Origin of the sequence: Rhizobium sp. C1, from assembly GCF_021026335.1 — a bacterium.
GTDB lineage: Bacteria > Pseudomonadota > Alphaproteobacteria > Rhizobiales > Rhizobiaceae > Ensifer_A.
The window spans coordinates 429,094-443,017 of record NZ_JAJNCY010000001.1; the positions used below are offsets into that span (position 1 = coordinate 429,094).

Sequence of the window (13,924 nt, forward strand, 5' to 3'; positions counted from 1 at the left end):
AATTGAGCCGGTTACTTGATGATGCCCAGCAGGACGGCTTTCGCCACTGCCTGAAAACGGTTATTGGCGCCGAACTTGCGGATGATCGAATTTTCCAGCGCGGCGATTTCAGGGATGCTGAGGCCGAGCGCGCGGGAGAGCCGGGCAGGGGCATAGCCCTCCGACATCAGCGCGAGGCAATGCAGCTCGCGCGGCTCGAAATCCGAGGCCTCAAAATTGTCATTGGCATTATCGGGGATACCGGCGGCCTGTTCGATCAGGTCGTTGATGCGATGCATCTGGCGCAAGACGGTCGATTGCTCGGCGATCAATTCGCGGCGGCGGGTCTCCAGCGCCTGAAGGAAAAGGTTGTCGGCGTCTTCCTGGCTGTGGGCACGGTCCAGCGCCTCCATCAGCTCCTGAATGACGGCGACCGGCATGCCGATTTCGCGGCAGGCATTGATGATGGCCATGCGGGCGGCCTGCTTGCGGTCATAGACGCGCATCAGCCCGTTGCGGCCGGCGGCTATGAGGTTCTTTTCCTCATAAAAGTGCAGCGTACGGTGGGTCACACCGAAGGCATTGGCCATTTCGGCAATGCCGATACCATGCTGCGGCAGGTTCGCCGGCAGCTCGATGTCGGGCAAAAATCCAATTCGATCAAGAGATTTGGTAACAGCTTTGGTCGGGGAGACTGTACTGCGCAAGGTTTCTTTTCTGCCGTCCGACATGAATGTTCCCGCTTTCAGTCAGTCGTTGCCAGAGAGCGGCAGATGTTTCGAATATGGAATTATTCGGGTCGGCTTTGCCATATTTTATTCCCAATATATTTCCATTATCGACACATCGCCGTCTCAAGCGACATCAGGTCCCGCCATCTCGCAGTTTGAGCATATACGTCTCGACCCCTAGTGCAATGCGGCACAGGCCTCTTCACCGTCAAGCGGACCTGCATTTCACGTAATAGCGGGCGGTCGTGGAATTCCTGCAAGAATGGCAAAAAGGCCATTTGGCAGCTTGAGTGATAAATTCGCGAGATGGGTCATCAATCGATTGCGTCTGGCGTGAAAATTCGCCGTCCGCTATGGTTGGGCACAGAATTTCATCTGCCTGATTGGATCACATTCCCATGCCTGCAAAGCTCTCGGTCAACCTCAATGCAATTGCCATGCTGCGAAACCGGCGCGACCTGCCGTGGCCGAGCGTCACTGGCATTGGCCGTGTCGCACTTCAGGCCGGCGCGCATGGGCTGACCGTGCATCCGCGCCCCGACCAGCGGCATATCCGTTTCAGCGATGTCCCGGAGCTTCGGGCGCTGATCGATGATGAATTTCCCCAGGCCGAATTCAATATCGAGGGCTACCCGACGGACGATTTTCTGGACCTGGTGGAAAAGCATCAGCCGGAGCAGGTGACACTGGTGCCCGACGATCCGAGCCAGGCGACCTCCGACCACGGCTGGGACTTCCGCGCCAATCGGGATCGCCTCACGGTGGTTTGCCGCCGACTGAAGGCGGGTGGCTTCCGTGTCTCGCTGTTTGCCGATGGTGTGCCGGACCGCGAGGCGCTGCAAATCGCCCGCGAGGTGGGAGCGGACCGGATCGAGCTTTACACCGGCCCCTATGGCGGCTGCTTCGAAGACCCGGCCAGAGCCGGGAAGATTGCCACCGAACTCGGCCAAACGGCAGCCGTGGCGGCTGAGCTGGGCCTTGGTGTCAATGCCGGGCATGACCTGACGGTGGACAATCTGCCGCTTCTGGTCCGTCACGTCCCCATGCTGGCGGAAGTTTCCATCGGCCACGGGCTGACGGCAGATGCGCTGGTTTATGGCATGGCGGAGACCGTTCGGCGCTATCGCCGCGCCTGCGGCGAGACGGTCTGACCGGATTTCACGATCCGTCGCAAAACCGCCTTCATGAGCAGGATCTTCCGCCAGGCGGCGCTGTCAGGCGCGGGGACTTCGTGGCAGACACTGATGAAGACATTGCTATTGTCCGCCTGCATGCTGATGGCTTGCGGTCCGACGCAGGCGGAGGCCGCGGCCCGCGTCGTCTGTACGCTCGTCGTTTCGGCGGAGACAGGCCAGGCGCTCATTGACCAGGGCGATTGCGCCCGGCGTTACTCGCCTGCCTCCACCTTCAAGATCGCCATCAGCCTCATGGGCTTCGACAGCGGCATTCTGGAATCGTCTGACAAACCGGTGCTGCCCTTCAAGAAGGGCTACATGGATTTCATTCCGGAGTGGCGGCACGCGCAGACGCCGGCAAGCTGGATGCGGGATTCGGTCGTCTGGTATTCGCAGCAGACGACAAAGCATCTCGGCGACGAGAAGTTCGCCGGCTATGTGAAGGCGCTCGACTACGGCAATCAGGATGTATCGGGTGACCCGGGGAAGAACAACGGGCTGACCCATGCATGGCTTAGCTCGTCCTTGCAGATTTCGCCGAAGGAACAGGTCGCTTTTCTCACGAAGCTCATTCACCACCAGCTCCCGGTCAGTGACGGCGCCGTGTCGAACACCAGCGCCATTCTCGATCAGGGGGGGAAGGGCAATTGGCATATCTTCGGCAAGACGGGGTCAGGCTATACCCGGGGGGCGGATGGCAAGCTGACGAAACCGTTCGGCTGGTTTGTCGGCTGGGCAACGCGCGGCAAGGACACGGTGGTCTTTGCAAGGCTGATCCAGGCCGATGAAGGCCGGGCGATGGGGTCTGGTCCCAAGGCGCGCGATGGGCTGATCACATCCGTCTTTCTGAAAAAGGACAGCCTGAAATAGAGGCTGCGGCGCCGCAGGTGGTTCATCTCGGGCATGACCACATGATGACCTGTTTAAAATTGAAAGAGGGGCCGAGCGGATCGCCGGCCCCTCGAAAAGATCGTGGCAGCGCTTACTGTTTGAAGGTGATGCGGCCTTCCGGCTTGATCTTGATCGTTCCGAGCTTGCGGATATAGACCATCACGTCATTGGCCATCAGCTTGCCGTTGTTGCCGTCGATCAGCACCTTGCCGCCGGTAAACGACGTGTAGCCGTCGCCGCCGGTCAGCATGTAGTCATTGGTGGCGACCTTGTAGGTTGCGGCGGGGTCAAGCGGCTTGTCGCCGACCGTGACGGAGACGACGCGCTTCCCCTTCGGTGCCTTCGGGTCGGCGACGATCTTCAGGCCGGAGACCTGCGGGAAGCGGCCTGCGCCATCTTCCAGCTGCGAGAAGCCGTTTTCAAGGCCTTCCAGAACCTGCTTGCCAGTGAGTTCCACAAGTACGGTCTTGTTGCCAAATGGCATTTCGCTCAACACATCCTTGCGGGTGATGTCGGTGTTTGCGGCATATTCCTTGTCGCCGCGAATGCCGCCGCCGTTGATGATGGTGATGTCTGCGCCGGTCGCATCCTTCATGGCGTCGGCGATCAGGTCGCCCATGGCGGTTTCCTGGGTGCGGACCATGTTGCGACGGCTGTCGAGCGGCACTTCGGTCTTGCCGACGGCGACGTCGAGTTCCTTGGAGAGTTCCTTCTTGAACTCATCGACCTTTGCCTGCGTTTCCGGGTCCGGCTTCACGGTCGCGGTATCGATGAAGCGGAACATCGGCTCCCACGTCACCTTCCGCTTGCCGTCCTTTTCCTCGACATTCACGGTGAGATCGAGCGGCATCATGTAGTTGGCGTCGATCGAGGTGTCGATATAGGCGGTGATGCCATTATACTGCATGACGATGTCATGGTCGTCGCCGGACAGGATCACGTCGAATGCCTTGGAGGCGAACATCAGCTGGTCATTGGAATGAGGGGCCTGAACCACGCCGACCACGAGATCGGCGCCATCCTTGCGCGCCTTCTTGGCGGCGGTCACGGCGGTTTCGACGGTGGATTCGAACTTCCAGTCATCCGTCGTCGCCACTTCCGGCGAGGTGTCCTGCGCGACCGGGATCAGCGCGATCTTCAGGCCGGCAACGGTCTTCATCGTGACGCCGCCGAGGCCTTCGATCGGCTTGCCGTCTGCGCCGGTGATGTTGATGGCTGCCCAGGGATATTTCGAAGCCTTCATCTTGGCGAGGAAGTTCTGCGTACCGAAGTCGAATTCATGGTTGCCGGGAACGGCCAGATCGAAGGGTACGATATTGGTGAGGTCAATCATGTTCTGGCCCTTGTCGAGGCCGGACAGGAGCGAGGGCGAGAGCATGTCGCCGTCGAAGACATAGATCGTGTTCGGATTGGCAGCCTTTTCGGCCTTGGCGACGGCGTTCATGCGCGCCAGCCCGCCGCGTGTCTTGCCGCCATCGAAATTGTAGACGTCGCCGACGCCCAGGAAGGTGATCTTGACCGTTTCGGCCTGTGCCGCCGTCACGGCAGCCGAACAGAGTATCGTGGCGCCAAACAGCGCGCCCGTCAGTTTGGAAAATCGCTTCATCGTCAATCACCTCCAGATGATGTTTCAATCTCTCCGCCATCCGGCCGGAACACCGGCCGCAGCTGCGGACAGGGCTGCATTACTCCAGTATTATGACGACGGCGCAATAGGTTTTTTCCGGATGGTCAAAGCTGCAACGCGAGAAGGCCGCCGGGAGCGCCGACGGCCTTTTGGTGTCTGTTGATGAAGCGCAGACGCCTGTTCAGGCGGCTTCGGTCATCTCGGCGCGCGAGGTGGCCAGCGAGAAACCAACGGCTGCTGCGGCGTGGATCTCGGTGGAATCGAAGGTCGGCAGCGGGCTCATCGAGGGTTCGATCAGCATGCAGATTTCCGTGCAGCCGAGGATGACGCTGTCGGCGCCGGCGTCCTTGGCCTTCTCGATGATCTCGATGACACGCTTGCGAGAGGCTTCGGAAACATGGCCAGCGCAAAGCTCGTTAAAGATGATGTCATGCATGATGACACGTCCGAGATGGTCCGGTGTCACCTGGGAGAGACCGTGGCGGGCCATGCGCTCGGCATAGAAGCCGTCTTCCATCGTGTAGCGGGTTGCGAGCAGCAGCGGCTTCTTCGCATGCTTCGCCTTCAGCGCATCGGCCGTGACGTCGATGATGTTGATGAGCGGGATGTGGATGTGGCGGGCGACTTCGTCGGCCACCTTGTGCATCGTGTTTGTGGCGATGAGGATGCAATCTGCGCCGGCCTTTTCGAGGCTGGCTGCGGATTTGGCCAGACGCTCTGCGGCTTCGGCCCAGTCGCCGGCCTTCTGCAGCGCGACGATTTCGGCGAAGTTGACGGAGTGGACCAGCATATCGGCCGAGGAGAGGCCGCCGAGTTCGGCGCGGACCTGTTCGTTGATCATGCGATAGTAAATTGCGGTGCTTTCGAAGCTCATGCCGCCGATGACGCCGATTTTCTTCATTTCAATCCCTCGATTTGCGCGTTTGCGTCCGATGGTGCAAATATGGACGAAGCGCCGGGCATAAAGTTTGCAAATATTTGGCGATTCGGGCTGAACCGTGCAAATATTTTCGGCGCAGCTATAATCGCACGCAAACTCGTAGCGCCTTGATCTGGCGCAAGTTCATCGCGTGCTGCGGCGCAGAAAAAAGGGGAGGGATAGGGTGCTTGACGATCGCGACCGGAAGATATTGCGTCTGCTGCAGGAGGATGCCGGGCTCGCCGTTGCGGCGATTGCCGACGAGGTCAGCCTTTCGGTTTCCGCCTGTTCCCGCCGCATCCAGCGGCTGGAGGAGGCGGGCTATGTGGCGCGGCGCGTAGCCGTTCTGGACCGGCGCAAGATGGGGGTGCCGACCACGGTCTTTGCACTGATCAAGACGGCGACACATAACGATGGCTGGATCGATGATTTCCGGCGGGTGATTTCCGCAATCCCCGAAATCGTGGAGGCGCATCGCGTCACGGGGTCTGTCGACTATATTTTGAAGATCGTGCTGCCAAGCGCCGAGCATTACGACACGGTCTACAAGCAGATCGTCCGCCACATCTCCCTGTTCGACGTCTCCGCGTCGATCTCGATGGAGATTCTCAAAAGCGGACTTGCGCTGCCGGTCAATTACGCGGATTGACCGATCGCGCCAGCGGCTGACGGACCGCCACTCGGGGCGTGATGCTCAGGAGGCGATATTCAGCGGATTGGGTTTGTCGCGCCAAACCACGTCACAGTTTCTTCCCCGCAGCTTGGCGTCGTAAAGGGCGATATCGGCAGATTTCGTGCAGGCGGCGAGCGTGCTGCCGCTTTGCGGGAAGATCGCTATGCCGGAGGAGAAGGTCAGTTGGAAGCCCGGCGTCAGGTCCGGCGCCTCCTCGGCTAGCAGGTCGCGCCAGTGCTGTGTGAGCGCCAGCATCTGAATCTCGTTGATGCCGGGGATGACGGCCAGGAATTCCTCACCGCCGAAGCGGAAGGCACAGCCATCGGTCGGCATCTGGTCGCGGAGGATCCGGGCAAAGGTTATCAGGACATTGTCGCCTGCGTCATGACCGAACCGGTCGTTGACCTGCTTGAAATGGTCGAGGTCAATCAGCGCGAAGGCGACCGGCCGGGCCGGTCCCGTGGCGTCCAGGCAATCCAGAACGATCTTGCTGGCGTGGCGGCGGTTGTAGAGGCCCGTCAGATGGTCGCGAGAGGCTTCCTCGGCGAGCTTTTTCTGCAGCGCCAGGTTTTCGTTGAGGCGAATGACAAGGTCGCTGGAGGCTGCGGCCAGTTGCTCCTGAACGGCCTCGCGTGCCGTCACGTCGCGCAACACGAACATGACAGAGCCGTCGCTGCCCCACTTTTCCAGACGCTGGACGGAGACTTCGAAGGTCGATTCGATTTCATCAACCGTGAGCAGCCTGCTGTCGTTCTGGGTGTCGCGGGCAATCCATGCGCGGAGCGGATGACCATCGGGCAGGATGGTGCCGACGGCGCCGTCGCCGAGGCCCGGCAGCTTGCCAGCCGCTGGATTGACCTCCAGCACACGCGCCTCGCCATCGATGACGATGACGGGATCCGGCAGAACTTTGAAGATGACGTCGCGGGCGATCGGCGGGGCGACGAAAAGTTTGCCGTGCTCCTGCATCATCAGCATGGCGAGCGATGTCAGGCTGAAGGCAAAGGGTGTCGGATCGTCGTTGAAGAGGCGGAATTCGAAGAAAACGAAGGCAAAGTTGGCAAGCCAGGGCATCAGCATCGCCGCAACGAGGCCGAAGAGCTGCCGGCGATGTAGCGATTGCGACATCTTCAGCCGGCTGATGGCCGAGATGCAGGCCCAGATCATGAAGATGTAGGTGACGGTCATCAGGATATGGAAAAGCCAGCCATGCGAGAAGGTCGGCCGCTGCGCATTGAGGATCCCGGTATAGAGGCCGTGATGCCAATCGTTTGTCAGTGCCGCCATGCCGGAGACGATCGCATAGACTGCAATGGCCCCGATGGCCGCTGGCGTGCCGAGCTTGCGATATCCTGCATAGCTCAGGATCCCGGTGGCCCAGAACATGGGCGCACCGATAATGCCGAACCACGCCAGTTCGCTGTATAAAATCTTCTCCGACAGGTCGGGTGTCGCAAAACGCAACAGCACCATGGCTGTCCACCACAGGGCGCAGACCACGGCCAGAATGAACGCGACCTTGCCGGGCGCGCGGGGCGATCGGAATGCGGCTGCACAGGCAATCAGACCGAGCGCGAGCATCACCGCGAGCAGGAAGGTTGCTGTTGTCAACGAAGCCTCATTCGATCCGACATGTCGGCGGATGGGGCTGGGCCCGACCGCCGATCGTTGCGAATGTCTACTCCCAAACCTCTAAATAATGTTATCCCAAGTTTTGGTAATATTAGCGTGAATGTGTCGATTTCGAACGCTCTGCTATGCCCCCCCCCCCAACCGCCGGCGAACCGGCCTTCAGCGGGCGCAAGCCGGCGGCATATGGGGCAGTCGCGCGCTTTCCCGAAATGCCTTGTCAGATCGTTTCAGCCCCCTCGCTGGCGGGCTGGCGGTTATAACCTTACTCCGGTGAGGGCAGCTTGGGATCGTTCGCGCACTTGGCAAGGCGCGACTGGCGGAAGCTCATCACTTCCAGGATGCGCATGCTGGCCGGATCGTCGCGCACCTTCATGCAGCCGCAGGCGTAACCGTAATTGCCGTTGGTCGCCTTGTAGTCGCCGGCACTGATATCGCCGATCACATCCATGCCTTTGGCTTCTTCGTCGCTGCCCTGCGTGGCCAGCGTCCAGTCGCCGTCGCTGTCGGAGAGATACCAGTTGCCGGGCGTCGGGTTCGAAACCCAGCCGCAGCGGGTGAGCGGACCGTTGGCAAAAGCCTCGGTGGCGACCATGCTGCCGGCGGCGATCAGGGCGGAAAGCAGAAATGTCTTCATGAAAATCCTCATACGGCGCGAAATCGGCGCGAATGGACAATTTACCAGCATAAAGTCGAGAGGCAATCAAGGCGGTGCGGCTTGTTTCCCGGAAGGTCGAGGCCACAGGCCTCGCCGGTCAGCGTGTGCGCCGCATTTTCAAATTCCTCTTGAAATCCTATCCGGGCTCATCTAAACAAGAACCGTACCGTACGGTACTTTATGAGGTTTCACATGAGCAAGCCGGAGCAGGATCAGTTTTCGCCGCGCCAGAGTGCCGTTCTGGAGGAGGCCTTGCGTCTTCTTGTCGAGGGCGGTGAGAAGGCTTTGACGACGGCGGGCGTGGCCCGTGCTGCCAACTGCTCCAAGGAAAGCCTCTACAAATGGTTTGGTGACCGCGACGGGCTGCTGGCCGCGATGATTGCCTATCAGGCCTCCAAGGTCCGCACCTATGAACCTGCCGGTGGCAAGCTGACGCGCGAGGAATTGCGCGCGCATCTTCTGACCTTCGTCCGCGATCTGGTGGACGTGCTGTCGGGCGACGTGTCGCTGGCTTTGAACCGGCTTTCCATCGGTCAGGCGGGAGCAGGGGGCGGCAAGCTCGGGCGGCTGATGCTGGAGCGCGGGCGCGGGCCGATCGGCAAGCGCGCCATGGCGTTGCTCGATGCCGGGCGGCGTTCCGGGCTTCTCGATTTTTCCGATGGCGGCGAGGCCTATCAGACATTATACGGTCTGGCCGTCAGCGATCTACACGTGCGCATGTTGCTGGGTGTTTCGCCCGAGACGGCGCGCAAGGAATTCGGTTCCAGGGCGGAGCGGGCGGTCGATGCCTTCCTGCGCCTTTTTGGAGCCGCGAACAAATGGGAAGAGCCGCGCATCAGGCATGCGTGAATTCTTGCCGCAACAGACAGACGCATTCATCAAGGGAAGGAACCAGACATGCGCGTTTATTACGATCGGGATGCCGATCTCAACCTCATCAAGTCCAAGAAAGTTGCGATCGTCGGTTACGGTTCGCAGGGCCGCGCGCACGCGCTGAACCTCAAGGATTCCGGCGCACAGAACGTCGCGATCGCGCTCAAGGCCGGTTCGCCGACCGCTGCCAAGGCTGAAGCCGATGGCTTCAAGGTTCTGACGGTTGCCGAAGCTGCCGCCTGGGCCGACCTTCTCATGATGGCAACGCCGGACGAACTGCAGGCTGGCATCTACAAGGCCGACATCGCGCCGAACATCCGCGACGGTGCAGCGATTGCCTTCGCTCACGGCCTCAACGTTCACTTCGGCCTCATCGAGCCGAAGAAGACCGTCGACGTTGTCATGATCGCACCGAAGGGCCCCGGCCATACGGTTCGCGGCGAATACCAGAAGGGCGGCGGCGTGCCGTGCCTGGTTGCCGTTCATCACAATGCTTCGGGCAATGCTCTTGAACTCGCTCTGTCCTACGCCTGCGGCGTTGGCGGCGGCCGTTCGGGCATCATCGAAACCAACTTCCGCGAAGAGTGCGAAACCGACCTCTTCGGCGAACAGGTCGTTCTCTGCGGCGGTCTCGTCGAACTGATCCGCGCCGGCTTCGAAACCCTGACCGAAGCCGGTTACGCTCCGGAAATGGCCTATTTCGAATGCCTGCACGAAGTGAAGCTCATCGTCGACCTGATCTATGAAGGCGGCATCGCCAACATGAACTACTCGATCTCCAACACGGCTGAGTGGGGCGAATACGCCACGGGTCCGCGCATCATCACGGCTGAAACGAAGGCCGAAATGAAGCGCGTCCTCAAGGACATCCAGTCCGGCAAGTTCACCTCCGAGTGGATGCAGGAATGGCATTCGGGCGCTGCCCGTTTCAAGGCAACCCGCCGCCTCAACGACGAGCATCCGATCGAACAGGTCGGCGAAAAGCTCCGCGCCATGATGCCCTGGATCGGCAAGAACAAGCTGGTCGACAAGGCCCGCAACTAATCGCGGCTTGCCGATCCCGGTCATCTGGTTTGCACGCCTTCGGCGATGCGGGGATCGGCAAGAACAAGCTGGTCGACAGGGCTCGCAACTAGTCGCGGCCTGCCGATCCCGGTTATCCTGGTTCGCACGCCTTCGGCGATCGGCGATCGGGGATCGGCAAGAACAAGCTGGTCGACAGGGCTCGCAACTAAGAGCGGCTTGATGCTCAGTGACTTATAAGGCCGGGGAGGGTGACTTCTCCGGCCTTTCTGTGTGACGATGCCGAAGTGCCCCCAAAAAAAACGCCCCCGCGGCAGCGAGCCACAGGAGCGTTTCGGGGGTCATGAAGTCATGCGATCCGGATTAACGGATGATATAGATCGTCGAACCATCGGCTGCGTGGTTTGCTCCGATCACGCTGTCGACGTTCACGTTACGCGCCTGAAGGCCACGAAGGACGCTTTCGTTCTGACGGATGTCGGAACGGAGAGCTTCGACGGTAGCCGGATCGGCCTTGGCGCGGTCGATGACCGAAACCCTTTCGGCGCGCGGCAGCTCGTTCGTGTAACGAATGGTGACGCTGCTGTCGCGGGAGGCCTTGGACAGGAAACCGGGGTTGTAGCCGTAGCCAACGGTGCCGGCGTCAGAAGCCTGAGCCGAATGGCCATAGGTGTTGGCACGGACCATCTGGGCGAAAGCCGAATTTTCGTTGTTGCCGGCAAAGGCCTGGCCCGAAACGAGAGCCGAAACAGACAGGACGCCAGCGGCGGCAAAAGCAACAAACTTGTTCATTTTCATCTCCATTTTAAAAGCGGCGCCACGGGAGTGGGGGTGCCGCGGGCTTTTCAGTTTCCCGCTATTCAATCGTGCACTACTCAGTACGCGACTGAATGGCGGGGCATGCGGCGTTTCGACATCGTTGAGAACCAGTCGTCTGTGTTGATGTCTTCGCCTGACACCACCTCATTTGGTGCATCGAACCGTTCGGTTCAATCGTCTGATTGTAAACGTAGCGTTTCCAATCCGAAGACTTGAAAGGACGTGGACAGGGCGGCAGACGCGCGTTTAATAAGGACATCACAAGGCTTCAGCGCCTTGGCGCGTGCGCGAACGAATAATTAGGTCAGTATTGTTGACATAATAACGTCGGCGTGTTTACGTGACCGCATAACAAATCGACGGGATGAACCACCATGGAATGGGAAAATATCTTCGCTTCGCGCGCGAGTCGCATGAAAGCATCCGAGATTCGCGAGCTTCTGAAGCTTCTGGAGCAGCCCGATATCATTTCCTTTGCCGGTGGCATTCCTGATGCGACACTGTTTCCGGCGGAAGAGTTTTCCAAGGCCTATGCCGAGGTGCTGACGGGTCCGGAAGCGGTGCCGGCGCTGCAATATTCCGTTTCCGAAGGCTACAGACCCTTGCGCGAATGGCTGGTTGCAGAGATGGGCAAGCTCGGCATTAACTGTACGCCGGACAATATCTTCATCGTCTCAGGCTCGCAGCAGGGCCTCGACTATATCGGCAAGGTTCTGCTTTCGCCGAAGGACACGGCGCTTGTCACCTGGCCGACCTATATGGGTGCGCTCGGCGCCTTCAATGCCTATGAGCCGAACTACGACAAGCTCGACCCGATGACCAATCGCGAGCCGGCGACCTATGCGGAGAAGGCGGCGCAGGGCGGCGGTCGCGTGAAGTTTGCCTATTGCGTTCCGGAATTCTCCAACCCGTCGGGCGAGACGATCCCGCGCTCTGGCCGGGAGAACATTCTGAATCTTGCCGAAGCGCTCGACATCGCCGTCATAGAAGATGCGGCCTATCAGCAGCTTCGCTATAGCGGCGAGACGGTCAAGCCGATCCTCGCGCTCGACATCGAACGCAATGGCGGCGACATCGACAAGACGCGCACGCTCTATTGCGGCTCCTTCTCCAAGACGCTCGCGCCGGGCCTGCGGCTCGGCTACATCGTCGCGGCGCAGGACGTCATCCGCAAGCTCGTGCTCGTCAAGCAGGCCTCCGACCTTCATTCCTCGACGGTCAACCAGGTCGTCATGGGAAAGGTCGCGCACAAGATCTTCGACGCTCAGGTCGAAAAGATCCGCAAGACCTACAGCCACCGTCGCGACCGTATGCTGGAAGCCATGTCGAAATACATGCCGGCCGGTGTCGAATGGACGAAGCCGGAAGGCGGCATGTTCGTCTGGGTGACGCTGCCCAAGGGCTTCGACGGTGCTTCGCTTCTGGCCAAGGCCATCCGTGACCATCGGATCGCCTTCGTGCCCGGCAAGGCCTTCCATGCCGACGGAACGGGCGAAAACACGATCCGACTGTCCTTCTCATGCGCCTCCGACGATGCTATAGAGACGGGGATTTCCCGTCTTGGTACACTGATCAAGGGCGAAATGGCGAGTTAACCAGTTTCACTCACCAAAAATCAATGCGTGTATCGCTAGAGTTCGTCCACTGGGCGGAGCAGCGCATGGCAGCTCCCAAGAAGAAGCGGCCCTGCGCCTTCAAGGGGCAACCGCACCCGAAAGGCGAAACCACATGCGATTGACAGCGTTGGATGGATGGCGGGGCGTTCTCGCACTGTTTATTGTGCTAGCCCATTTCCCCGGGCATGTCGTTCTGATGGATACCAGTTTCTACGAGGGCGGTTCCGCCATCGTGGACGTGTTCTTCCTGTTCAGCGGCTTCGTCATCGTTTCCAACTACGAGACCAAGCTTGCCAATGGATACGGGAGCGGGCGCTTCCTGATTGAGCGCCTGGGACGCATCTATCCAATCCACTTCGTCATGCTGATGATGTTCCTCGCCTTTGAACTGTTGCTGGTCTATGCCGGTCATAAGTCAGGCTATGTCGAGCGGCCGCCTTTCTCGGGTGGCAATACGATCCCGTCTTTCTGGTCCAACCTGTTTCTGGTGCACAGCCTCGGTCTTCACGATGTCGCTGGCTGGAACTATCCGAGCTGGAGCCTCTCCACCGAGTGGGCGACCTATATCCTGTTTGCGCTGTCTCTTCTGCTGCCGGGCAAGCGTTTTCTGCCCTTCGCGCTGGCCGGTTTCCTCGTTGCGCCTATTCTTCTGGCAAACGTGTCGCCCTATCCGATGCATGAGACCTATCACTACGGGATCCTGCGCTCGATTTATGGCTTCTGCGGCGGCGCGCTGACCTATTACGTCTATGCCCGGATCAAGAGTGCGAAGCTGGAGGAGCGGGTGCCGTTTGCGGTCTGGACCGTTCTCGAAGTCGTCGCCGCGTCGCTGATTTTCGTCCTGCCGTTCACGATCGGGACCACGCCCTATGCGGTTCTGATGACGCTGGCGTTCACGCCGTTCATTCTGATCTTTGCCATCCAGAAGGGCGGCGTTTCGCGGCTTCTGGGACACAAGTCGATGGTCTATCTCGGCACCATCTCCCTGTCGATTTACATGATCCACGCCTTCATTCTGCTGCGCGTGGTCAATGTTGCGGAACTGATCCAGAAGGTGACGGGCATTCCGCTGGTCGAAACACAGATCTTCCGCGGCCAGCCCACCAAGCTGGTCGTGATGGATCCATTCTACATGAATATCCTGGCCTTCTCGGTCGTGGCGCTCGTCGTGCTGATCAGCCATTTCACCCACCGCTTTATCGAAGTTCCCGCCGAGAAGAAGGTTCGGCAGTGGACAAAGGCGCGGGCGCAGGCGCGCGTTGAGGAAAAGCCGGTTCCGGCACCGGCAGCGCTTTGACAAAGCGCTGCCAT

General features: G+C 59.9%; 13 protein-coding genes. 7 read left to right on the plus strand and 6 right to left on the minus strand.

The genetic code is table 11. The features are described 5' to 3' along the window. Positions 1-11 precede the first annotated feature (11 nt). Positions 12-710: a MerR family transcriptional regulator gene (locus tag LQK83_RS02165; protein WP_442966685.1), complete on the minus strand. Its 699-nt coding sequence runs from the start codon at positions 708-710 to the stop codon at positions 12-14. A 398-nt stretch (positions 711-1,108) separates the two neighbouring features. Here LQK83_RS02165 and LQK83_RS02170 point away from each other — a divergent pair, with 398 nt between their 5' ends. Both LQK83_RS02170 and blaOXA read left to right on the plus strand, forming a co-directional pair. Beyond that, a complete protein-coding gene (locus LQK83_RS02170; protein WP_230835646.1) occupies positions 1,109-1,861 on the plus strand; it encodes a pyridoxine 5'-phosphate synthase in 753 nt (250 codons plus the stop codon). 33 nt (positions 1,862-1,894) lie between these two features. Continuing rightward, complete coding sequence (gene blaOXA, locus LQK83_RS02175) at positions 1,895-2,755, plus strand: class D beta-lactamase (protein WP_230835647.1); 861 nt, start codon at positions 1,895-1,897, stop codon at positions 2,753-2,755. 112 nt (positions 2,756-2,867) lie between these two features. Here blaOXA and LQK83_RS02180 read toward each other — a convergent pair whose 3' ends face one another. Next, on the minus strand, positions 2,868-4,382 hold the full coding sequence (locus tag LQK83_RS02180) for a bifunctional metallophosphatase/5'-nucleotidase (protein WP_230835648.1): 1,515 nt from the start codon (positions 4,380-4,382) through the stop codon (positions 2,868-2,870). Between the two features lie 202 nt (positions 4,383-4,584). After that, positions 4,585-5,304, minus strand: a complete 720-nt coding sequence (locus tag LQK83_RS02185; protein ID WP_230835649.1) for an aspartate/glutamate racemase family protein — start codon at positions 5,302-5,304, stop codon at positions 4,585-4,587. Between the two features lie 202 nt (positions 5,305-5,506). Between LQK83_RS02185 and LQK83_RS02190 the strand changes: the two genes are divergently transcribed. Next, positions 5,507-5,971, plus strand: coding sequence for an Lrp/AsnC family transcriptional regulator (locus tag LQK83_RS02190; RefSeq protein WP_230835650.1), 465 nt, complete (start codon positions 5,507-5,509; stop codon positions 5,969-5,971). A gap of 45 nt (positions 5,972-6,016) precedes the next feature. Here LQK83_RS02190 and LQK83_RS02195 read toward each other — a convergent pair whose 3' ends face one another. Together LQK83_RS02195 and LQK83_RS02200 are read right to left on the minus strand one after the other, a co-directional pair. Further along, positions 6,017-7,606, minus strand: coding sequence for a GGDEF domain-containing protein (locus tag LQK83_RS02195; RefSeq protein ID WP_230835651.1), 1,590 nt, complete (start codon positions 7,604-7,606; stop codon positions 6,017-6,019). 283 nt (positions 7,607-7,889) lie between these two features. Next, positions 7,890-8,261: a DUF4087 domain-containing protein gene (locus LQK83_RS02200; RefSeq protein ID WP_230835652.1), complete on the minus strand. Its 372-nt coding sequence runs from the start codon at positions 8,259-8,261 to the stop codon at positions 7,890-7,892. Positions 8,262-8,462: 201 nt separating this feature from the next. Here LQK83_RS02200 and LQK83_RS02205 point away from each other — a divergent pair, with 201 nt between their 5' ends. Together LQK83_RS02205 and ilvC are read left to right on the plus strand one after the other, a co-directional pair. Beyond that, the gene (locus LQK83_RS02205; RefSeq protein ID WP_442966686.1) at positions 8,463-9,131 is read left to right on the plus strand and encodes a TetR/AcrR family transcriptional regulator; all 669 of its coding nucleotides are present in this window, start codon (positions 8,463-8,465) and stop codon (positions 9,129-9,131) included. Between the two features lie 48 nt (positions 9,132-9,179). Further along, complete coding sequence (gene ilvC / locus LQK83_RS02210) at positions 9,180-10,199, plus strand: ketol-acid reductoisomerase (RefSeq protein WP_112693396.1); 1,020 nt, start codon at positions 9,180-9,182, stop codon at positions 10,197-10,199. 342 nt (positions 10,200-10,541) lie between these two features. On the opposite strand, the gene LQK83_RS02215 is transcribed toward ilvC, so the two are convergent. Then, entirely contained in the window at positions 10,542-10,970 is a 429-nt protein-coding gene (locus LQK83_RS02215) for a hypothetical protein (protein ID WP_230835654.1), read from the minus strand. 401 nt (positions 10,971-11,371) lie between these two features. Here LQK83_RS02215 and LQK83_RS02220 point away from each other — a divergent pair, with 401 nt between their 5' ends. After that, entirely contained in the window at positions 11,372-12,592 is a 1,221-nt protein-coding gene (locus tag LQK83_RS02220; RefSeq protein ID WP_230835655.1) for an aminotransferase-like domain-containing protein, read from the plus strand. 133 nt (positions 12,593-12,725) lie between these two features. Further along, positions 12,726-13,910: an acyltransferase family protein gene (locus LQK83_RS02225; protein WP_230835656.1), complete on the plus strand. Its 1,185-nt coding sequence runs from the start codon at positions 12,726-12,728 to the stop codon at positions 13,908-13,910. The last annotated feature ends 14 nt before the right edge of the window (positions 13,911-13,924 follow it).